At 67.3% G+C, this 21701-nt stretch carries 18 protein-coding genes; 1 reads left to right on the top strand and 17 read right to left on the bottom strand.

All coding sequences use genetic code 11. The annotated features are described in order from the left end of the window. Positions 1 to 163 precede the first annotated feature (163 nt). Positions 164 to 844, top strand: coding sequence for a LuxR C-terminal-related transcriptional regulator (locus tag AC1RMD_RS07215; RefSeq protein WP_492925088.1), 681 nt, complete (start codon positions 164 to 166; stop codon positions 842 to 844). A gap of 15 nt (positions 845 to 859) precedes the next feature. Here the strand turns inward: AC1RMD_RS07215 and AC1RMD_RS07210 are convergent, their stop codons facing one another. The 17 genes from AC1RMD_RS07210 to AC1RMD_RS07130 form a co-directional block, all read right to left on the bottom strand. Next, entirely contained in the window at positions 860 to 1438 is a 579-nt protein-coding gene (locus AC1RMD_RS07210) for a GAD-like domain-containing protein (protein WP_492925086.1), read from the bottom strand. Beyond that, on the bottom strand, positions 1435 to 4704 hold the full coding sequence (locus AC1RMD_RS07205; RefSeq protein ID WP_492925084.1) for an eCIS core domain-containing protein: 3270 nt from the start codon (positions 4702 to 4704) through the stop codon (positions 1435 to 1437). Before AC1RMD_RS07205 ends, AC1RMD_RS07210 begins: the two co-directional genes overlap by 4 nt. 11 nt (positions 4705 to 4715) lie before the next feature. Next, positions 4716 to 5600: a hypothetical protein gene (locus AC1RMD_RS07200; RefSeq protein WP_492925082.1), complete on the bottom strand. Its 885-nt coding sequence runs from the start codon at positions 5598 to 5600 to the stop codon at positions 4716 to 4718. Further along, positions 5597 to 7015 carry a hypothetical protein gene (locus tag AC1RMD_RS07195; RefSeq protein ID WP_492925080.1) on the bottom strand — a complete coding sequence of 473 codons (1419 nt, stop codon included), beginning with the start codon at positions 7013 to 7015 and terminating at the stop codon, positions 5597 to 5599. The genes AC1RMD_RS07200 and AC1RMD_RS07195 overlap by 4 nt, the downstream gene beginning before the upstream one ends. Before the next feature lie 40 nt (positions 7016 to 7055). Further along, positions 7056 to 9146, bottom strand: coding sequence for a phage tail protein (locus AC1RMD_RS07190; RefSeq protein WP_492925078.1), 2091 nt, complete (start codon positions 9144 to 9146; stop codon positions 7056 to 7058). After that, positions 9143 to 11056 (bottom strand): putative baseplate assembly protein, encoded by a 1914-nt coding sequence (locus AC1RMD_RS07185; RefSeq protein ID WP_492925076.1) that lies wholly within the window; start codon positions 11054 to 11056, stop codon positions 9143 to 9145. The genes AC1RMD_RS07190 and AC1RMD_RS07185 overlap by 4 nt, the downstream gene beginning before the upstream one ends. Continuing rightward, positions 11053 to 16029 carry a baseplate J/gp47 family protein gene (locus tag AC1RMD_RS07180; protein ID WP_492925074.1) on the bottom strand — a complete coding sequence of 1659 codons (4977 nt, stop codon included), beginning with the start codon at positions 16027 to 16029 and terminating at the stop codon, positions 11053 to 11055. The genes AC1RMD_RS07185 and AC1RMD_RS07180 overlap by 4 nt, the downstream gene beginning before the upstream one ends. Next, a complete protein-coding gene (locus AC1RMD_RS07175) occupies positions 16026 to 16436 on the bottom strand; it encodes a GPW/gp25 family protein (RefSeq protein WP_492925072.1) in 411 nt (136 codons plus the stop codon). The genes AC1RMD_RS07180 and AC1RMD_RS07175 overlap by 4 nt, the downstream gene beginning before the upstream one ends. Before the next feature lie 19 nt (positions 16437 to 16455). Next, positions 16456 to 16752, bottom strand: a complete 297-nt coding sequence (locus AC1RMD_RS07170) for a PAAR domain-containing protein (RefSeq protein ID WP_492925070.1) — start codon at positions 16750 to 16752, stop codon at positions 16456 to 16458. 10 nt (positions 16753 to 16762) lie between these two features. Then, positions 16763 to 17398, bottom strand: a complete 636-nt coding sequence (locus AC1RMD_RS07165) for a phage baseplate assembly protein V (RefSeq protein WP_492925068.1) — start codon at positions 17396 to 17398, stop codon at positions 16763 to 16765. Next, the gene (locus tag AC1RMD_RS07160; RefSeq protein ID WP_492925066.1) at positions 17395 to 18507 is read right to left on the bottom strand and encodes a phage late control D family protein; all 1113 of its coding nucleotides are present in this window, start codon (positions 18505 to 18507) and stop codon (positions 17395 to 17397) included. Before AC1RMD_RS07160 ends, AC1RMD_RS07165 begins: the two co-directional genes overlap by 4 nt. Further along, positions 18485 to 19183: a CIS tube protein gene (locus AC1RMD_RS07155; protein ID WP_492925064.1), complete on the bottom strand. Its 699-nt coding sequence runs from the start codon at positions 19181 to 19183 to the stop codon at positions 18485 to 18487. The genes AC1RMD_RS07160 and AC1RMD_RS07155 overlap by 23 nt, the downstream gene beginning before the upstream one ends. Before the next feature lie 11 nt (positions 19184 to 19194). Next, a complete protein-coding gene (locus AC1RMD_RS07150) occupies positions 19195 to 19677 on the bottom strand; it encodes a hypothetical protein (protein ID WP_492925062.1) in 483 nt (160 codons plus the stop codon). A 569-nt stretch (positions 19678 to 20246) separates the two neighbouring features. Continuing rightward, positions 20247 to 20675 carry a phage tail protein gene (locus tag AC1RMD_RS07145; RefSeq protein ID WP_492925060.1) on the bottom strand — a complete coding sequence of 143 codons (429 nt, stop codon included), beginning with the start codon at positions 20673 to 20675 and terminating at the stop codon, positions 20247 to 20249. Positions 20676 to 20680: 5 nt separating this feature from the next. After that, the gene (locus AC1RMD_RS07140; RefSeq protein ID WP_492925058.1) at positions 20681 to 20860 is read right to left on the bottom strand and encodes a DUF6760 family protein; all 180 of its coding nucleotides are present in this window, start codon (positions 20858 to 20860) and stop codon (positions 20681 to 20683) included. Then, positions 20857 to 21237, bottom strand: a complete 381-nt coding sequence (locus AC1RMD_RS07135) for a hypothetical protein (RefSeq protein WP_492925056.1) — start codon at positions 21235 to 21237, stop codon at positions 20857 to 20859. Before AC1RMD_RS07135 ends, AC1RMD_RS07140 begins: the two co-directional genes overlap by 4 nt. 17 nt (positions 21238 to 21254) lie before the next feature. After that, a complete protein-coding gene (locus AC1RMD_RS07130) occupies positions 21255 to 21698 on the bottom strand; it encodes a phage tail protein (protein WP_492925054.1) in 444 nt (147 codons plus the stop codon). Between the last annotated feature and the right edge of the window lie 3 nt (positions 21699 to 21701).

Raw genomic sequence — 21701 nt, 5'->3', positions numbered from 1 at the left:
TGCCGCGACTGTCGTGACTGTCGTTGTGGCGCGACGAAATCGGCGAGGCGATGCAAGATCACCTAGATTGTTGATTTACTACCGGTTGGCTGCTTTTCGCCGTGATACGATTTAAGTCCGGTTATTGACTGTCTACGCGGTATCTTCCGATCACTGGACATCCATGAACATTATCGTGTTGACGCCTATCCGCATCCTGGGCGATGGATTGCACGCCTGCCTGAGCCGCTTCCCCCAGATGCAGGTCGTTGCCGTGGTCGACGAATTCCCCCTGTTGCGCGGCATGCTGGACGCCAGCGCCGTCGACCTGGTGCTGATCGACGTCACCCAGGGCATAGACCTGTACGATGTGCGCGCGCTGGCCGCGCAGTATCCCGGCGTGGCGCTGGTCGCGCTGGGGCTCACCGAGCAGCGCCAGGAAGTCATACGATGCGGCCGCGCCGGTTTTACCGGCTACGTCGCGCGCGCCACCCCGGTCGACGCGCTGTACGACGCGCTGACCGATGTGGTGGCGGGCCGCCTGTCGTGCTCGGCGGAGATTTCCAGCGGTCTGTTGCGCGCCTTGTTTCGGATGGAGGACCCGCCTGCGGTGTCTGCTCGCGCGCCTGAGGAGCAGGATCCGTCGCTGACCCGGCGCGAGGCCGAGGTGCTGCGCCTGATCGGCGAGGCCCGCTCCAACAAAGAGATCGCCCGCGAGCTGTGCATCAGCGTGGCCACCGTCAAGCACCACGTCCACAACCTGCTGGAAAAGCTGCACCTGCACTGCCGCGCCCAAGCGATGCGGCGCGTGCGCGACGCGCCGTGGCTGGCGCCGGCGGCCAAGCAGGGCGGGCGCGGCGGATGAACGGTCGCGGGCGCTTCAGTCCGTTCGCGACCGTAGCTGGGCCAGCAAATCCAGGTAGACCCGTAGCTTGGCCTTATGCAGGTGATCGGCCCTGACCTCGCCGCCAAGCGCCGGCGCCGGCACCAGCGCATAGACCTCGTCCTCAGCCGGCGGCCCCAGCCGCTTCAGACCTTTCTTGTACATCGACAGGAAGAAGATTTCGTTCAGCGCGGTGCGCTCGCCAAGGACCATGTCCAGCACCGCCTCCATGCTGTCGGGCAATTCCATGCTCACCATCGTCACCGCTGAAAGGTAGAACAGCTTGCCCTTGTGGGAAAAGATCAGATCTCCCAGGCCGGTGCGCAACATCACGTCGACATCGTTGATCTGATCGGCATGCACGAAACCGGCGATCACGTCGCGGAATTCATCGGGATTGACGGTCCATAGAAAACCATCCGAAAATTCCTGGAAACCTGAGGCAACCCAGGTGTCGACCAGTACATCGGGCAAGCGCCCCCGGTATTTGGCGATGGTTTCTGCAGGGCAGGGCTTGTAGCTGCGCTGCCGCCTGTGGATCTTGTTAAAGTCCGCAAAGTCGGCGATGGTCGTCATTTTTTGGGGTCCGCTTTCAGCGTTACGTTCATGTTCTCGACCGGGAACGCGGCCGGGTCGACTAGCTTCTCGATATTTTGCTTGAGTTCACGGGCACGCGTCGGCCAGGCGGCGCCGATCGAATAGTCCACCCTGCCGCTGCCGAGGTAGGCTTCGTCGCTGGCGGCGGGGTTGTTTTTCTTGATCAGGTCGCCGACAAAGACGGTACCCTCGCCGCCGCCGGCCTGGTCCAGCAAGTGCAACACGGCGGTGCCTTCGTAGTGTGCCATAGCAGCCGCCATCGCGGCGTCCTTGTCGAGGGTCGGGTTCTTCGCCCTCAATTCGGCGGCCTTCTTGATAAACAATGTCCTCCTGATTTGCTTGGCTCTGCTGTCTCCTTCGACGCTCCGGGACGACGTCTTCTGCTCCTTCTTCTGCTTTTTTCCCGGCTTGGTCTCGGGCGGGTAAAACTTGTTGATGTTGGTCAGCCACGTGGCAATTTTCATCCGCCGCAACGCGCCTTCCTGCAGCGACAGTTGCCGCAGGTACTCGTCGAGCAGTTCGACGCCGGTTTCCGGATCTTTTTGCAAGCTCTTCTTGACAGTGAAGCTGATGCTCATGGCCGGCATCTTCATGGCCTTGGTGCCGGGCGCGGCGTCATTCTGCGCGACGGTTACTCTGGTTGGCCGCTTCAGGTTCGGATTGAGCACGCCGTGGATAGACCAGGTCTTTCCGACCGCTACCACATCGAGTAACTGGAAGCCGTACCTGGCTTTGATCCCGTACAGCAGCGGCGAGAGCACCAGCTTGCCGACGGCCTTGCCGGCAAAGCGATTGACCGCCTTTTCCGCGGCATCCATGCCGAGCTTGAAGCGCTCTTTGGGATCGGCAGGCACGCCGGCCTGCGCCACCATCTTGCCGAGCTTCTTGGCGGCGGTGACGATCCAGTTGACCAGCCAGTCGATCGCCTTGTCGATCGGCGCGCGGATCTTGTTGAACACGGCCATGATCTTGTCGGCCACCTTGCCCAGTCCAGCGAAACCGGCCAGGAAGTTGATGGCCAGCGAGAGCAATCCGGCCAGCGTGGTTTCCACCTTGGTGGCCGCCGATCCGATATTGCCGGCGGCGATGTTGACGATGGAGTCGATGAAGCCGGTCACCACCTGGATGATCTTGGAAATCTTGTTCACGAACACCATCACCGTGTCGTAGATCGACAGGATGGCCGAGATGAAGCCGGCGCCCGGTATGAACATCGCGATCATCTTCGGTATCGCCTTCTGCACCACCATGTCGACCACGAAGTCGGTGATGCCGCCGATCACCATGTCCTTCAGGTTGGACAGCTGCTCCTTGATTTTCTCCCAGGCCGCGCCCGGCCCTTCGCGCACCAGCGTCACCACGATGTCGAAGGTGGTCTCCAGCGTCTTGACCACTGGCTCGCTGGTGGCTTTGACCAGCTTTTGCCGGATGTTGGCCCAGCTCAGCCCCAGCACCGAGAAGGCGAACTTGGCGATCTCGCCCAGCGAAAAGGCCTTGGGAATATAGATGCCCGGCAGCGAGCCGGTGAGCCAGTCGATCAAGCCGGCCTTCAGGTGGACCAGGAAATTGGCGCCGAAGTTGATGAAGCCCAGCTTGGCCGCCTTGACCAGGTTGCCGACGAAGGGCAGCGGATTTTTCAGGATGCTCTTCAGCGCGGAACCGGTCTTCTTGATGTAGGCCAGCGCGCCGGGGCTGACCACGTCGAAGATGATCTCCAGCAGATTCCACGCCGCCTCCGCACCCCAGCTGATGAAACGCCCGGCGAAGTCGCCGAACACGCGGGCCAGCTTGAGGAAGGCGCGCGGGATCAGCAGGATGTCGATCACCTCCAGCGACTTGAAGGCCGCCACGAACAGGCCGGGGATCTCGTTCAGGAAGCCGCGCAACGCCGCCAGCGCGCCGTTGAACCAGGCAAAGGCGCGTGGAATCGCATTCGCTTTTTGCATGTTGTTCCAGATTTCCTCCTCGCCGATGAACTTCATGAAGCCGCCCAACAACGCGATCGGGTCCTGCGGCACGCTCTCGCCGGTGATCGGGTCCTTGCCCATGATGGTGCAGAGCAGGGGATAGCCGCTGGTGGTGCGCGCAAACGCGCCGATGGGCTTGAGGATGGCCTCCTTGATCAGGTCGACGATGCCGTCCTTGAGCATGCGCGCAAACGCGATGACGCGGTCGATGGGCCGGGTGACGATGGCCTTGGCGCGGTCCCACAGCTTGCCCGGCTGGCGCAGGTCCAGCAGCGAGAAGCCGTTGATGAAGTTCTCGATGTCCTGCCAGATGCTGGCGCCGATGTCCTTGATGGTCTGGAACTGCTCGGAAGCCCAGGCGCTGACCTTGTCGAACACGCCGTGGTTGTTGAGCGCCTCGGTGATCACGGAGCCGCCGGGTATCAGCTCGATGGCGCCGCGCAGGATGTTGCCGGCGCTGCGCTCGACCCGCGCATTGTTGATCGGGTTGAAGCCGATCACCACGGTCAGCATGGTAAAGCCGGGGATCGCGCCTGCCTTGCCGGCGAAATATTCGCGCGGACTCGGTATGCCGAGGAAGTCGCGCTGCACGCGCGGGGTGAGCTGCGAGGACACTGTCGGCGCCTCGCTGCGCCGCACCGCCGCCGTCCGCGGCGCCGCGCCCTGCTGGATGGTATGGGTCAGCTCATGGGCGATCAGCGCCTTGCCGGCCGCCGTCTCGGGCTGGTACTGGCCGGCGCCGAAGTAGATGTTCTGGCCCAGCGCGAAGGCATTGGCGTTGAGGCGGGCGCTCTGCGTGGCGGCCGCCGCGCCGGTGTGGACGCGCACCTTGCTGAAATCCGCGCCGAAGCGGGGTTCCATGAAATTGCGCACGCCTGTTGGCAGCGGCGCACCGCCGCCGGTCTGCACGCTGACCGGCGCGGCCGCGCCGGGGCCTGCCGGAGATCGCTGCACCACGCCAGGCGCCGCGCCGCCTATCGGCGCCGGCGACGCGGGCGCGGACATCCCCATCACCTTGGCGGCGACGGCATGGGCCTCGACTTCAGACGGGTCGTTGGGCGCGGTGGCGGCGGACAGGCATTGCACCGCCGCGCCGCTGCCCGTTGTGACAGCGGGGATGGCCGAACGGGCAATCAGCGTTTGCGTGCCCTGGTTGCCTAGCCGCTGGCGCAGCGCCAGCGCAGGGGAGCGCGCCGTCGCGGCCTGGCGCGACAAGGCCGCCGCCGCCGGACGGCGTTCCACTACCGGCGCGCGGGCCGCGATGCGCTCTGGCCTCATGTCGTCTCAGGTCAGGGTTTGAGCGCATTGTCGATGGCCGGCTGCGGATCGGCCAGCAGCAGCGGGCGGATGAAACGCCGTACCGAGTGGTCGGGCTTCCAGCTGCCGTCGGCGGTGAGGGTGAGGCGCGCCAGCAGCACCCATTCGCAGTTGCAGTCGCCGCAGCAGACGGCGCAAGTGCCGGCGTAGTGATCCTTGTAGCAGGGATCGTCGGGCGAGCTGGCGGTGGGCTGGCTGCGGCTGCCCGGGTTCGGGGCTGGCGTTGGAAGCGGAGCCGGCGTAGCGGCTGCCGCCGTTGTCGAGGCTTTGTTTTTGCCGCCGCCTTCGGTGGCCGCCGCGCTCCTGGCTTTGGTCTCGCCGCTGGCGTCGGGCTTGGCGGGGACGGTATCGGTGGTTGGCGGGGGCGTGGTGTCGGTGCAGCCGCAGGAGCAGGCGGGCAGCGCGTTGACGACGGCGATTTCGACGCTGTCGCGGATGCGGGTGCAGACCGAGGTGGCATCGTCGCAAGGCGAGCACTCGGCGCTGCGCGGCGCGCAATGCTTGTCGTAGCGGCGCGCCATCACCCATAAGGGCGTGGTCAAGACGACGCAGGGGTCGATGTTGACCGTGCAAGTGCCAGGCAGATGCAGCGGGTCGCCATGGCAATCGAGGGCGAGGCCGGGATCGACGCTGATCTGCAGCGCGCCGCAGGTGCCGGTCGATTTGACCGCCTTGACCACCAGGCCGCAGACCACGCCGCAGCCCAGCAAGGCGCGGAACAGCATGCGGTTCAGATCGCGCGTGTAGTCGACCGCCTGGCCGAGGTCATCGTCGTTCAGCAGCAAGCCTGGGCTGTACTGCGGACGGACCAGCGTGGACAGCGCCTTTTGCGCGCCGATGATGGATTTCTGGTTCATGACTGATTACCTCCTTGAACGGTGTTCTGTGGTTGCGCCACATCGGGATCGGGCCGGAGGGGCTTGGCCTCCAGTTGGAAGCTGGAGCGGAACGTGCCGCCCGGGGTGCCGTTGCCGCTGGGGGCGGGCTCTCTGCCGCGCGCATCCGCGTCCAGCGCCTGGCCGTTGCAATCGAGGATGAAGTCGCCGTAGATCTCGATTTCGACGGTGACGCCGGGGCGTTCGAACTCGGTTTCCAGGCCGCGCAGCGCATCGCAGACCCAACCCCAACCCACCACCAGCGACGCCCGGCCGGCCAGTTCTCCGTTCTCGCCCGATAGTTCGCCGTGGACGACGCGCACAATGGGCGCGCGCATCGGTATCAGCCATCCGCCTTCGCGCTGGCGTATCAGGAAGGTCATGCTGAAGCAGTCCGCCGTCAGCGTGGCGACGCGCACCGGCCGCGAGAAGCGGATGACGAAGTCGGTCTCGCAACCGCCTTGTTCGCTGCGTTGGGTGTCGAAGTAGCCGTCGAATTCCGTCCAGGCGACGCGATCCGGTGAACGATGCCACTCGGCCCAGCTGATCTCCGTGATGCGGGTCAGGTCGCAGCCGCGTATCAGGTCGAACAGCAGGTCGTTGCGCTTGACCAGCCTGCGCGGACCGCAGGCGTCGATGACTTTGTCGATAGACCAGTTGCCGCATTCGTCCTGCTTCAGCGCGAGGCAGGCCAGTTCGACGCCGTTGTGCAGGTCGACCCGAACACGCCTGGATACCTCGGTCAGACCGCTGCACTCCGCGCCGGGGGAAAGGTGCGTGAGGTGGTCGCACAGGCAGCACGCGGCGCCCGCCCGGACCGGGTGTCCGTCATCCTGCTGCTCGGCGCAGCAGACGGCGCAGGCGCAATTGAGTTCGCACGGCTGCGGGGCGCAGCACTCTGAGCTTGGCACTCTTTGCAGCGAATAGCGCACCGTCTCGCAAACGTGATCCCATTGCTGCCGCTCGCAGCTGCAATCGTCCTTGACCGACACCGGCGCCACCAGCTGTTCGGCATAGTGCACGCGCAGCAGGTAGCTGTCATCCTCGCCTTCGCTGCCCGGCAGCTCCAGCATGTCGTCGAGCGACACGGGGATTTGCTCCGTTTGCACCAGCTCTCTTCCCATGCGGTCGAACGCCAGTCCGGCGCCGACCGCGATGCCAGCCGCCTGGGCAACCATCGTCACCGAATAGCCGTACACCACGCCCCAGCCGTGCACCGCGCGGTTGACCAGGCGCCGTCGTCCGATCTGGTAGTCCTGCTCGACCTGCCAGGCGTCCGGCGTCAGGCGCTTGTTGAGGAAGTAGCGGTTCCTGGTGCCGGAGGTGCAGTCATGCTCGCAGCAGGTTTCCGGTTGCGGCTTGTCGCATTGCTTGGCCTTGCTCCATGTCGTACTCATATTTTCACCTCTTCCTGTGTGGCTCGTTCTTGATGGCTGTTCATCGCAATTCCGGCCCGGCGGTTCCGCCCAGGCGGGCCAGTCCAATGACGGCGTCGGTGCCCAGGTGCGGCGCCGGCGCTTGATTCAGCACGTAGCCGTCGATCAGACGGTCGTCCAGCAGGCGCGCCGCAACGCTGCGCCATTCCAGCACCAGCCGCAGCGTGGCCGGCAACATGGCGCGGATCAGCGCCGCCAGCCACGGCTCCCATGCGGCCCGCTGCGCCGCCGTCGCGGTGACGGCGACCTTCACCTGGCCGGTCAACCACGCGGTGTCGTCGGGCGGCACGGTGGGACATGTCAGGCGCCCCCGGCCCAGGATGGCCTTGCGGTTCAGCGCCATCGCCGATGCGGGCAGCCCCGCCAGCAGGGCGGGCAGCGTCGAGCCGCCCAGCTGCACGAAGCCGTACTGCGCGCTCGGATCGACCACGCGGTAGGGCGGCGGCGTGCCGGGCAGCAGCGCCGCCAGCAGCGCTTCCAGTCCCGCGCGGGTGCCGCGGCCGCCGGCCAGCAGATCGGCGCTGGCGAGCAGGCGGCGTTTCTGGCCGGTTTCCAGGGCGTCGTCCCAGGGCAGGTCCAGCCAGCGGGCCACATAGTCCAGCCATTCCGGCGGCGCGGTGTCGGGCGCGATCATGCTGCCCATGGCGGCGATGCGCTGGTCCTGTTCCTGGGCGCCGGTTTCGAGCACGCCTACCAGCGCGCGCAGGAAATTGCCGGGTTCCGCCTCCGCGCGCTGGTATCGCTGCGGCAGGTACTGCATCAGCGTCAGGCCCGGATAGAGCACGTCGAGGCGGGTCAGGCGCGGCAGCGCGGCGCCGGGCGCCGCGACCAGCGTGACGCTGACCCACAGCCATGGCTCGCGCACGTCGAACAGCGGCACGGCCAGCGCGCCGTCGGTATCGGTGATGGCGCCCTGGAATACCAGCGGCGCCTGCCAGGCCGGCAGAAACTCGCGCAGGCGCGCCAGGCGCTGGCCGGCAGTCAGGCCACGGTCGGCGGCGATGCGGCTCGCCTGTTCCTGCACCTGCGGGTCCGCCGTGGCGGCATAGCTGATCTCCATGCTGCTGCCCGGCGGCAGCTTGGCAAGCGCCTCCACCCGCAACCAGCGGCGCGGGTTCTCGTTGACCGGGGATTGCAGCACTGGTGTGATGAACTCGCAGCGGCTCTCCGACGCGCCGCCGGCGGTGGCGTCCAGGGCATAGCGCATCAACCCATCCAGCGTGGTGACCAGCAGCGCATCGGGCGTGGCATGGATGCCGGTGGCGGGCGAAGGCAAGGGCAGCGTGTGCAGTGCCTGGCCGTCGGCGTCCAGCGTCAACACGGTGGCGCCGCCACCCCAGGCGCTGTGTTCCAGGCCCGCGAGCACCAGACGCGATCGGACGTCGCCGCCCAGGAAGGTCACGGTGAAGCATGGGCGCACGCGGTCGATATCGACCACGAACAGCGGTTCCGACAGTCCGGGGGCGTAGGCGTTCAGGCGTTTGCCGCCGGCGGCGAGCACGTACAGGCGTTCGGTCCGCGCAAGCCACGCCAGCTGGATGGGCGCCGAGGCGCCGGCGAGCGTGAAGCGGGCCACCTCGTAGCCGCCGCAATCGATATGGATACAGCAGGGTGGCCCATCGCCGCCGGCGGGTGTCGCCAGGGCCCAGACGCCGTCATGCCCGTCGGATGCGAAATCGATGAGGACCATGCCGGCCAGGTCGGCGACAAAGCGCCGCGCCAGGTGCTCGCTGTCGTGGCAGCGCAATTGGGGCGGCGTGCCGCCAGCCAGCCAAAGATTGTCGCAGGTGGCAGCCATGCGGCGTACCGCATCCGGCGCGGAGGGGGCTGGCCGCACATGGACCGCTTCGTCGTCGGCGTCGAGCTGCAGCAGCTTGCAGTCGGCGGCCCGCCAGAACAGGCGTCCGTAGCCGGTGGAAGCGGGGGCAAACGCGCCGCTGGACGCAAACAGCGTGGGCACATCGTGGTACGGGGCGTAGGGCGCTACAGCGCCCGTTGCGGTCATGGTTGCGCCATCGACGCGTGCGCTCAGGCCCGCCGCCCATTGCGCGGCGGTTTCGAAGCGGTAGCGGCGTTGCAGATTCGCGCTCATCTCGCACTCCCCGACGCCGGCCGGCGCACCGTTACGACGCTGTCTTTGAGGAGCAGTTTCGGCAGGCCGAGGCGGGGCACCGCAACCGCGGGAATGGCGTGCTTGTCCGCGTCGAATAGCTTGAGCGTAAGAATGCGCGCTACCCCGTCGACCTTGCGTATCCAAGCCGTCAGGTCGCGCTGGGTGACGCCCAAACCCAGTTCGCGCTGCATGCCGCCCGGCCGGCTGGCGGTCAAGGCCAGGCGTTCCTGCAGCATGGCCTTGATCGCCGCTTCGATCGCGTCCTCCCTGTAGCCAGCCAGCGCCTCGGCCTCCAGCGCGATATGGAACGGCACGTAGCTTGGGGCCCGCACCTGCAGGCGGCGCCCCAGCGGCAGGCGTGGCGCCAGCGCGCGCTGTACCGCGCGCAGCCAGCGTGCGGTTTCCGGCGCTTCGTCCGGTTCCACGCCGCCTATGCGCAGGCGCATCGCCACCAGATTGTCCATGCCCCTATCCGCAGGCGAGGTCGCCGGCGCGGCAGGAACCAGTGCGCGCGCGAGCTCCAGCGCCGGCAAGGCCAGGGCCGCCGCCTCCAGGTCGGACGCCGTTACCAACGCGTGCTCCTCGCGCACGCGGCGGCGCGCTTCGCGCCGCTGGTCGGCGCGGTCGAAACCATTGCGGCCGCCGAGCATCGGCTCCGGATTGAGGCCGTAGCTGCCGTCAAAGCCCTCTACCTTCCAGCGCTGGTTGGGCATGGCGTTGCCTTCGAGGCCGTCGCAGACGGCATAGCCCAGCAATATCTGCGCGGCAGGCGGCGGCAGGGCGCCGTTGATGCCGTTGCCGAATGTGACGGTGGCCTGCAACGGGTCGAGCAGATATACCCTGTCGCGCGGGCCGCTGTCGTCGAGCCGGCTGCGCTGCGACCAGGTGTGCAGTACACCGTCTTGTTCTATCTGGACCTTGACCGCTTCGACGCCGGCCGCGAATTCAAGGCCATCCTGCTCAAGCTTGAGCACCTGGTCCGGCAGTCCGGTGGCGATGTGCAGTTCCTGCTCGACCAGGCTGCCCTGGCGCACGGGCATGACGTTCAGCGCGATCCGGCTCAGGCGTGGGGCGCGCGGGAAACCGCACGGCGCATGGCACTCCAGCGTGAATGCGGCGGGCGAGCCGACGACGGCGGAGACGTCGAGCACCAGCACGCCGCTGCTGGTGAAACCGGCGCTGGTGTCTTCGACCAGGCGCAGGGTATGGCGCGCGGCGCCGTCCTTGAGCGTGATTTCCAGCGGCACCGGCGCCGCGTTCGCGCCATCCTCGCCCGAGGTGGCGTCGGCGCGCACGCCGACGATCAGGAAGGCGCCCACGGCATCCTTGCGCCGCTCGGGGAACAGTCCACCTCCAGGCGGACAGGCGATGTCGATCGCCAGCACGTCGCGCGGCCCCGCGTTTTCGCCGAATGGGAGGAATACCGTGTTGGCCCGTTCGTTGGTGGCGGTATGGTCGCGCACCTTGCCGTCGGCGCCGATGGTGCGTACCGCGCGGATGGCCGCCGCCAGCCACAGTTGCCTGTGGACGGAGCGAAAGGCTGGATGGGCCGACAGCTGCGGAACAGTCACGGCGCCCGCGTCTATCACCAGGCTGCGCGTGTAGCGCGCGGGACCGGCTTCCGGCCAGATGTCGCCATGCGCCGGCAGCGGCCCGCGCGGCCCGAGGCCCAGCAGCGCCGCGTAAGCCGTGCGTTCATCGCGCCGCATGCGCGACAAAGCGTAGAGCTGCGCCTCCGTGACCCAGGCCGTCAGCTCCAGCAGCGTGATGCCGGGGTCGTGCAGGTTGTAGTCGGTCCAGCCGGGGGCCAGGCCCGGCAGGCGTGAGCGGCCGATCTCCACCAGATCGTCGAAGCGGCGGTCGAAATAGTCGGGTGCCAGCGTGCTCATAGCTCGGTCTCCATGATGATGAAGTCGATCCGAACACCATCTGCGTCCAGCGTCACCAGTTCGTTTCTGCGCACCGTGTGCGGCCAGGCGACGGTGCTGCCGTCGTCCCGCAGTTCCTCGAAGGCGATGCGATCCAAACCTTCCATTCCCGGAGCGTCGAGCAGCGCCAGTGCGATATCGTCTTCGGCCGGATCCGCGCCCAGCGGCCAGCCTTGCCGGACCAGGCCACCGACCGCCGGATCGAAGAACGCCGACAATGCGGCCTTGACGTAGTCGGCCAATTGGCCGCTGCCCGCCAGCGTACCCACCGTCAGCGCGACGGAGATTCTTAACCGCCGCAACACCGGTCCATCGATGCGCAAGGCCTGTCCGACAGCCAGATGGGGCGGCGCCGCCGCGAGCAGTGCGCGCCGCAGCGCGCGTTTCACCGCCTGGCTGGGCAGCACGTCCTTGCCGCGCATGGCAATCACCAACCGCACGCCGCCGCAGGACCAGGCGCGCGCCTGGGCGATGTCCGGGAACGATTGCAGTGCGTAGGCTTCGAAGTCCGGCAGCGTCAGTACGCGTCCCCGGTGGCGCAGCCGCGCCGACGCGAAGCGCCGCACCCGGTCGGTGGACTCGGGCGGCGAACCGCCCGCCGACTGGTCGGCCGCGAACACCGCCTCCACGCCTTCGAGCGGCGTCACCAGATTCAGGCTGGTGCGAGCGGCGATGCCGTTCGCGGGCACGGCGTCCGGCTGCGCGCCGGCTTCGGTGCGCCGATAGGAGAAGGCCACGATGGCGTCGCGGCCGATCGGCGGTATCGCGCCGTGCACGGCGTCGCCGAAGCGCACTTCGCCGCTGTTTTCGTCCAGCGCGTAGACGCGTTCGAGCGGGCCGGCGTCGTCGACATCGGCGACCTGGCGCCAGAGTACCCAATGGCCGGGCAGGTCGGAGGCGACGTCGCTGACCACGCTGGCCTGGTCGGCGCGCAGCAGCGCTTGCCGTTCCTCGACGCTGAGCGGCTCGCGCACGCGCAGTTCCAGCGTCGCCTGCAGCAGCGGCGGACGGGCCAGCAGGAAGGCCTGGCCCGGGGCGCCGGTCGAGCTGCCGAGCCGTTCGCGCGTCATGGTTTCGCTCGCGCGCGCCCAGGCGGCGTTGAGATACAGCCCGCGCAACGCCGGCATCCATCCTTCGGCCGCAGCCTGCTGCGACGGCGACAGTCGCAGCCAGCACAGGGGTTCGCCGAACAGGGCGGCGGAGACGGTTGGCAGCGCGAGGCTGAGCGACAGCAGGCCGCTTTCACCCAGGGCGCGTGTGCTGTCTTCCGCCGCCACCGGGATGAAGTGCTCGCCGCTGAGCGCTTCGATGCGCATCGGCGCGAAGGCGCCCAGCTGTTGCTCGCGTTCGACCAGTGCCAGCAGGTTGACCTGCTGGCCGGACAGTTCACCGCTGAAGCCCAGATATAGCGCCCGCACCGGCTCTGCGCCGGCGTTGGCGCCGGTGGCGGTGGGCAGCGCGTCGGCCAGCGGCGTGAAGATCGTCACCTGCGCGCCCTCGGTGCGATTGGCGTCGCTCTGGTCGCGCAGCGCGCCGCCGTCGGCGGTGAGGACGTAGGTCGGCGCCACCGCCGTATTGACGGCGTACTGCACGCGCAGGCGCAAGACCTGCGGCGCATTGACTTCGTCCGGGAAGCGCTGGACGGTTTGTTCGACCGTGCCGTTCGGGCCTGGGACCGTTTTGACCACCGTGCGCGGCTGGCCATAGTCGCCGCCGATCAGGCGGGCGCGTATCCAGTGGCTGCTCGTGCCTGCCCAGTCGGTCGCCTGCATGTCGGCCGGTATGCTGAAGTGGATCGCGCCGCTGCGCTTCAGGTTTCCGGTGCCGTCGGTCAGGCCCTTGAGCTTCCACCATGCGCTGCCGTTCCAGTATTCCCAGGACAGTTCCGGATTGGTGCCGATGTCTTCCGGTTGGCGGCTCCACTTGTCGATGGAACCGTCGATGATGAACTTGGCCGGCGTCGGCACCGTGATGAATTCCTGCTCCAGCGTCACCAACGTCGGGCGGCCGCCATCCGTGGCAAAGGCGGTGCCGCGTTGTAGCAAGGGATCCGCGTCGGGGAAGGTCAGCAAGGTCCGATTGAGCAGCGAGGCATCCCAGTTGCCGGTGGTGGAGGGATGCAGTTTCATGAGCGGCCGCACCTTGCCGGTGCCGGGTTCGGGGCGCCAGTACTCGACGCCGTCGCCGACCGACGCGCCCAGGTCATGGTCCAGCGTCGCCACGCCCGCAGTGACGTCGGTGACGGTGTACAGCTCGACGCTTACCAGGTCGTCGATCAGCAGGATGTTGCCGGCGACGGTTTGCATATCGGTAGTCGCGAGGTCCATCTTGCGTATCGCCGACATCGTTCCAGTCAGTCCGGTTGTCGATGTGCGAAATGCCAGCAGATCTTCGCCGACCTGCGGTGCGCCGAAGCCGCTGCTCATTTCATACATCATTTCACGGTCGTTGTTCACGCCATCGGCGGCGATTCTGCGCAGCGCAGGCATGGCCGCGCCCAGCGATACCGCGATGCGGTCGTCCTTCGCCAGTCTTTGGTCGGACAGCGGCGTGACAATCGCGCATTCCAGATTCGTGAAGAAGGTGCGCTGGAGGGCCAGGTCGAACTGGGCGACCAGCACCTGGCCGGACCTGCCCGGCACAACGATGTGTTGGGCCAGCAGCGTAGGCGACCCCGCTGCGGCGCCCATGCCGCCGGGGACGGTGGTGACCAGCAGGCCTTCCGCCAGCGGCCCATTGTCCGACGACCACCAGCCGATAGCCGAGGCGCCGTCGGCCAGCTGCAGCGTGGCGGCGAATCCCAGCTGGCCGGAGCTTCGATTGATATCGATCGCGCAGGGCACCACCGTGGCGCCGTCTTCAAGGCTGGCATCGATGACGACGCCCTGCAGCGACGCCCGCAGCAGCTGGTGGCGCGGCGCCGTTTGGCAGGCCGCCACCACCAGCAGCTTGCCGTCGTCCCGGCGCAGGCCCGCTGGCGCCACCGCGGTCAAGGCCTCGCCGAACAGGAGTGTGGCGTGACCGGCCAGGCCGGCCGGGCCGGCAACGAAGGCAATCTTGTAAACATTGCGGTCGACGCCCACGGCCAGCAGGCCTTCCGCCATGGTGCCGACCCCGAGGTCGCCGTCATGGGTGATGACAGGTGCGATCTGCGCCAGATTCACGGGCGTGCCTGCGCTGTCCACCGCTACCCACGCCCATGACGAACCGCTGCCATCGGGGTCGCGCACATACAGCGCGCCGCCCAGCAGCGCAAACAGATTGCCGGCGGCCAGATAGACCAGTCCCTGCATGGCGCCGATACCCGGCGTGGCGTCGACCGTACCCAGCGAAACCCAGCCGCTGAACGCGGGAATGAAGTCGATCTCGCGCCAGGTCCATACCGAGGCGCCGGCGCTGACGGCGATGGTGACGTCCCGCCCGAACGGAGGGTTGGACTGCGACCACAGGGCCGGCCGGAATGTCGCCGGCTTGTCGAGCGCAACCGGCAGGCCTCCGGTGTCCTGTCCAAAGAGTGCGGGCGAGGGCGGGAGCAAGGGCTGGCGGTAAGGCAGCAGCCGGCCGTTCGACGGGGTGAAGCTGAGCAAATGCAGATGGCCGTCCTGTGCCACGCCCGCCAGCAGCTGGTTGGCTTTGTCGCCTGCCCGCAGCGCGGCAAAGCAGGTGAACGAGGCATCGGCCATATCGACGCAGACGCGTATCGACGCGCCGTGCTTGGAGAACGCCTCGTCCGAGCCAAGGTAGAAGGCGTCGAACTGGCGCGGCTCGCGGCCCAGCGGGAAGCTGGTGGTGCTCAGTTCCAGCGGCGTGGTGTTGGCCATGGCGACCACGCCCTCGACATTGATTACGTCCGCGGCCTCCGTGCACAGCCCTTTCAAGTCGGCCGGGTTGACGAGCAGCTCGATGGTTTCGTAGCTCAGCGCGTGGGCCGGCGGCAGCACCTTGGCGATGCTGGCGCGTATCCAGCGTGACGTCAGGGTTCCGATCTGGAGCTCCTCCATCGGCCCCCTGGGCTTGCGCAGTGCGTCCGCGCTGGACCCCGGCGCGAACGGCAGCCACGCCGGCGCCGCGGCGGACGGCGCCATGCCCCAGTAATGCCACTGGACGTCGCTGCCCAGTGCCGCCAGGGCGGCGATCTGGATGACGGCCTCGGAACCGATGTTGAGCAGGTCGGAATGGCCGAGGTAGAGCGCGTGGTTTTGCCGGTTGCGCGTACGCTGGTTGAACGGATCGAAGGCGTCGACCTTGCGCACCCGCGTGGTGGCCGGTTCGAACTGCGCCGATGCCGGGACCGGCGGATCGATGCCGACCAGATCCTCGTTGACGCTGACGATGCGGAACTCCTGGCCGTCCAGTTCCAGCACCATGTCGACCTTCAGTCCCAGCGGCGGATCGAGCTGCAAGGTGGTGCTGCCGGGCGCCGCAAAGCTGCGCAGCTTCCATTCGGTCGGCAGCGGCTCCAGCGGATCGAGGCTGGACAGGCCGGGCGGCGGCAAATAGTATTCGTCCTTCGCGCTGTCGGCGGCCACCACCATTTGCAGGCTGGCCGGCAGCAGCCTGACGTCGCTCTCGGTTTCGAACACCACCTGCGTGCCGTCCGCGTCCACGGTCAGCTGGACCGGCGCAGGCGCGTTGATGGCGGCCGCCTTCTCGGCCAGCTTGAACACCACCGGCATGCGCGCCGGCGCGGCCGCTAGTCCGCGCACGGCCAGCCAGTCCAGGAAACCCAACGCCATCTTGTCGCCGCCCTTGTCGAGCCGCTCGGCGACTTCGCCCTGGAAGCGCGCCGCCACCGCCAGCAGCGCCTGCGCGAAGTCGGGATGGTTGTCGTCGATGGCCCATGCGGGGATCCACTTCCGCGCGCGTTCCAGCAGCTGGCGCCGGAACTCGCTTTCGCGGCGCGAGTCCAGTCCTGGCGGGCGCCGCGCGCTCATGCCCGGCCTCCTTCGCGGAAATAGAAGGGGAACACCAGGTTGCCGCTCTGGTTGGTCTTGCGCACCCGGTATTCGATTTCCACGGTCAGCAGGCCGTCGACGCCGCCGTCGACATCGGCGACGACGGACAGCACGTCGATCCGCGCCTCGAACTGGCGCAGCGCTTCCTCCACCACCGAGCGTACCCGCTGCAACGCCGTGGCATCGACGGAGCTGAACACCAGCTCGTGGATGCCGCAGCCGAAATCGGGATGCATCAGCCGCTCGCCCGGCGCGGTTTCCAGGATGATCAGGATGGACTGGCGGATATCGTCCTCGAACTCCGCCACCGCCAGGCGGCCGGTGTGCGGGTCCAATGCCACCGGCATCGCCCATCCGCGCCCCAGGAAATCCTTGTGTTCGTCCATGGCTGTCTCCTGTCGTCGTCTAGCCGATCAGTACCGTCGGCGCGCCGGCGGCGATCGAATTGGGGGCGCCAACTTCGACGATGGCATCGCCCTTGCGCGCCGCCGGCAGGCCGCCGATCAGCACCGTGACGCTGCCCGCCGCTACCACGCCGCCGACGTGCAGTTTGGGGCCGTCCGACAGCGGGCACACGTGGGTGTCGGAACCGGCCCGCCACGCCGGCAGGCCGCCGATCAGCACTGTCGGGCATCCCGGGCCGGGGCCCAGGGGCGTGCCGTGGCTGGTTTTGTCGCCTACGCGTGCCGCCGCCTGTCCCATCGCCGTCTCCCTAGTTAAGCTTGATGGTCGAGCCGTTCAGGCTCATGATCGCGCCGGCCTTGAGATCGAGACCGCCGCTGGCCTGTATCACCACCGACGCCGCCTTGATCGTCAGCTTGCCGGTCGCCTCGATGGTCAACGCGCCGCCGTTGCTATCCACCGTAAAGCGGTTGCCCTTGCCGTCGTCCACGCGCATGCCGTCGTCGTCCAGGCGCAGCTTCTTGCCGTCGTTGAGCGACAGCTCGACCACGCCCTTGGCGCCGTCGTCGAACAACAGCCGGTGGCCCTTGCGCGACTTGAACAGGCGCTGATCGTTCTTGCCGTCGCCGTTGGCGACCGGTGGCTGGTCCTTGCCGTTCCACAGCCCGCCCAGCACGAAAGGGAAGCGCAGATCGTCGCGTTCGAAGGCCAGCAGCACTTCGTCGCCGATCTCGGGGATCAGCACCAGGCCGCGCTGCTTGCCCGCCATCGGCGAGGACAGTCGCGCCCAGTAGCTTTCGCGCGGCTGCTCGTGCCACGGATAGCTGACTTTCACGCGGCACAGTCCTTCCGGATCGTCGTTCTGCGTGACGATGCCGATCGCCACACCCTTGACGTTGCCGCCGGATTCGCCTTCCGCTTCGCGCGGCACTTCCATGAGGTTCATAAGCCGGTCTCCTTGACCTTGAAGCGCGTGCGATAGCCGCCGGAATCGATTTTGTGCGTGGCCTGCTGGATGTAGTAGGTCTTCGAGAACGGATCGCCCAACCGGTCGAGGAAGACATTGCGGTCGGGGCGCAGTTCCGGCAGGCCGATCGCCTCCGCCTCGCCGGTCAGGAACTCCTTGGCGCGTTCGTCGAGGGTGGCCTTGGCCAGCTGGTTGGCCTCCGCCTGGCTGAACACCGGTTGGCGCATGCGCAGTGCCGGCTGCTTGGCGCCGTCTCGCACGAAGGATTTCAGCTGCTGGCCGCCGCTGCGGCCCTTGGCTTCCAGGCCCGATTCCTGGCCTGCCTGCGCCACGCCGACGATCTTTTCCTTGCGCTTGGGGTCCCAGCCGAAAATCTCGACCTTGGCGACCTGGCGCGCCAGGTTGGCCTCCGGCTTGAAGCTGATCAGCCCTTCGCCCCATGCCAGCCGCACCACGGCGTCGGCCTTGTCGTGCGGCGGATGGAAGTGCAGCACCTTTTGCGCGTCGACGAACAGTTCGTAGTGATTGGCGTCGGCCAGTTTCTTCAGGAACTCGAAATCGCTTTCCTGGTTTTGCTCGATTTGCGGCCGCCGCTCCCTGGTCGGCGCCAGCTCGGTCTTCAGGTTGTGGTAGCTGGCGATATCCAGCACGGCGTCGCTGTCCCGCGCCTTCGACCAGGTGCGCGAGTTCTTGCCGGTGGTGAGCGGGAAGGCGTGGTCGTAGCCCGACACCACCAGCTCCGGCGTGCCGGCGTCCGGGAAGTTGGTGGAGATCTCGGTGATCACGCCGCTCAGCACCAGCGGCGTCGCCCGGGCGTCGCCGTAGCCCATGCAGACATCGACGTCGGCGCCGAAGGTGAGTATCTCGAGCAGCTTGCGGTTGCGGCCCGTGACGAAGGCACGCATCTCGATGCTGTAGGCGTTGACCACGGTGAAACTGAAGTGGGCTGCGCCGCCCAGCATCATGTCCACCTCGACCTGGCTGACGGCGACCAGCGTATCGCGCACCAGGTCGTCGCGCGCCACGCGGACGGCGAACGCCGGCACATAGAAGTCGCCGTAGCGCTTAGACAGTGTTGCGAGATCCATTGGGATTCTCCATCGGTGGCAGTTCCAGCCAGTCGCCTGGGGCGATTTCGCGCGGGTCGTCGAGATCGTTCGCCTGGGCGATCCGCAGCCATTCGTTCGGGTCCTTGTATTCGCGCGCTGCCAGCAGCCACAGGCTGTCGCGCCCGACAACCACGCGCCGCTTGCTCTTGTCGGCCGATTCGCGGCGCGGCGCCTCCACCTGCTGCTTGAGGGTGCGGTATTCCTTGAACGTGACGGACAGCGTTGCGCGGGCCGGTGTGCCGTCCGGCTGGAACATGGTGACTTTGCGGCTCAGTTTTTCGATGATGGCGGTGAATTCCATCGGCCCCCAGTTGAAGCGCACCGGGGGCGGCGCATGGATTTTGCTGTCGACCAGCAGCAGCTTGCCCATGTCGCGCAGGCGCGACATGACCGGATTCTGCTCCTTGCGCTCGCGCGAGGTCGGGCCTTCGGGGTCGGTGTAGTCGTCCAGGAACAGCTCCATCGACAGCTGATCCGCTTCGCCGTTGACGAATTGGAGAATGGGCGAGCTCAAACCGGGCACCGGTGTCGCCTTGTAGCTGTTCGACCGTTCGAAACTGTATTCGGCAGGGTTGAACAGGACGCTGATCACCTTGTCCTTGTCGTCGCCATCGAGCACCGTGATGGTCGCTTTTTTGAGTTGTGCCTGTGCCATGGTGTGGTCCTTCAGTAGCCGCGCCGTTCGCGCGCGATGCGCAAGCTGCGCTCAACCCGGCGTATTACTTCGGTTGCCAGGCGGTCGGTCAGTACGGGGTCCAGCTGGGCGGCGCGCAGTTGCGCCGCGATCGCGCCGGCGGTCGGAGCGACGGGAACGGCTGGCGGCGCGGTCTTCCGCGCCGCTGCGGCCTGGCGCTGGCCGCCGTCGGCGTCCGCCCCGGGTTCGGTCGCCCAGCCGTCGCCGCCACCATCGGACTGCGTGGCCGACTGCCTGCGCCAGACCAGCACGGGCGATGGCTGCTGCCATAGCGCCGCTGCCGACGCCGGCCCGGCCTGTTCGCCCGCATAGGCGGCGCCGCCATGCCGCGTCGCGGTGTCGAGCCGCGCCGCGCCACGCCGCCAGGCCATCGGCGTGGCGCTTGCTGGTTGGACGATGCCGGCCTGCCGTGTGACCCGCAACGCCGGACGCCGCGCGGCAAAGACCGTATGCACGGCGACGGCACGCGGTAGCGCCGTCGCTGCCGATGCGACACCTGCCAGGCCAACGGAGCCACCGGCGCCACTGGGGCGAAGGGCCGACGGCACGGTCGGCGCGACGGCGCCGCCACGCGGAGAGACCGCCGCGGAAAGCGCCGTGATCCGGGCCGCATTGAAGTGTTCCCACGGTTGGGGCGCAAATACATGGCGCGCCGGTAGGTTGTGTGTTGCGCCTGTGCCGGAAATTCGAGCCGCGGCGGAGGTGCAACCAAGCTCTCTACTGCAAGCGGTGTTCAATCGCGCCGCCAAGTGCTGCGTGGCGAAGTGCAGATGAATATGGCTCAGCCAGGGCTGCACGGCGCCGGCATTGGGGGGCAGGGCAGCCGCAGCGGAGGGGGCCAGCGCCATCGGCAACTGCGCGCCGCGCCGCCATTGCAGCCGCAGCGCGCCCCACCTGCCGGCCGCCGGAACGCCACGCCGGCGCTGGAAGCCGCGCACAGGGAAGGGCGCGCGCGCCTTCCTCCAGCCGCAGCGTTTCAAGGCCTGCGCCAGTGTGCGTGCCGAGTCGCGGATACCCAGTTTCATCAGCTTCCCTTCCTCAGCCCATGATGGGCGAACTCCACACTCTCCATCAGCACCTGCGACGAGTTGGCGTCCAGGTCGGCGCTCGACCATTTGACCGGGAAGGCGCTGTCCACATGCCAGGTCCACCCCTTGCCGCCGCGCTCATCGAGCAGGCGCACCGAGATCGTCTTGCGCACGATGCGGCCCTCGGATACTTCGTAGGCCCAGTTCCACAGCTGGTCCAGGGCCAGGCCGCGCTCCAGCACCACCGCCGGATGCGTGACCTGGGTGAACAGCTTGTGTTCATAGTGATTCACGCCGCCCTCGCGCTGCGACTCGTACTTGACCTCGCGCACCAGGCCCTTGGCCCGCAGGAAGCCGCCCACCGCTATGCCGTCGATTTCGACCAGAAAGCGGAAGCCGCGCAGAGGATCGGTTCGGGTAGCCATGTCGCTCAGACGTCAAATGGATTGGCCGGCCGGCCCGACTGGGCGCGGTTGATGGCCGAAATCTGGCGGCACCAGCGGCGCCGCTCCCGGTGCTCAAGCTGCATCAAATCGCTGTGTGACCAATGAAAGTGCATCGCGATGAAGGCCATCTCCTCGTACAGCGATTTGACGGGGTAGGCCTTCATGCTCCCCCCGATGCGCTCATCCCCTGTATGGAACGTCCGGCCGGCGCGGCCTCGTCGTCGTCGAGTTCCGCCGGCGCGTTGAGCCGCTCGTACAGGCGCTGCAGGTAGGCCAGGTCGGAGGCGTACAGCCCTTCGATGGTGCTGGTGTCGATATCGGTCAGGGTGCCGAGCCGCACCAGCACCCGCGCCAGCACGATGACGATCAGGTAGGCCTCGTTCTGCTGCACGCGCGGATCGCGCAGCGGCAGGATCTCGTCTGCCGCCGTGGCCAGGCGCATCACGCCGTGGCGGTGCAGGGTGCCGCCGGCGTCGACATACCCTTTGGGCAGGTGGAATTCCACTTCGGTCGCGAAACCGGGTCGGACATGGTCGTTCATGGCGCTCTCCCTTCGGACTATTTGACGCGCTCGATGCCTTCGTTGCACAGCTCAAGCACTTCGATGAAGACCTCATTGCCCTTGGCGCTGAGGTCGCTCGGGTCGTACTTGACCGGCCACGCTTCGCTAATGACAAAGCGCGCGCGGTCGGCGCCCGATTCGTCCTTGACGACGATGACCACCTTCTTGCGGCGTTCCGCCACCAGGCCGTTGGAAACGTCGTTGTGCCACTTGAACAGGTCGAGCGCGTTGGTGCCGAATGTGACGCCCGACTTGAGCGTGATGTTGCCGAACTTGGTCAGGCCCGACAGCTTGCGCATGTGGGGCGGGTCCGTGCCTTCGCGGTAGTCGACCGCTTCGACCATGGTCTCGGCGATTGCCACTTCGTTGAAGCCCGCCTGGGTGATGTTGTCGATCTCCAGGCGGAAGCGGAAGTTGCGTAGCGGGTCATTACGATCCATGAT

Source organism: Duganella sp. GW822-FHT06D06, assembly GCF_058799615.1.
Note: the sequence above shows the minus strand (reverse complement) of the source record. Positions and strands in the feature narration are given on the sequence as shown.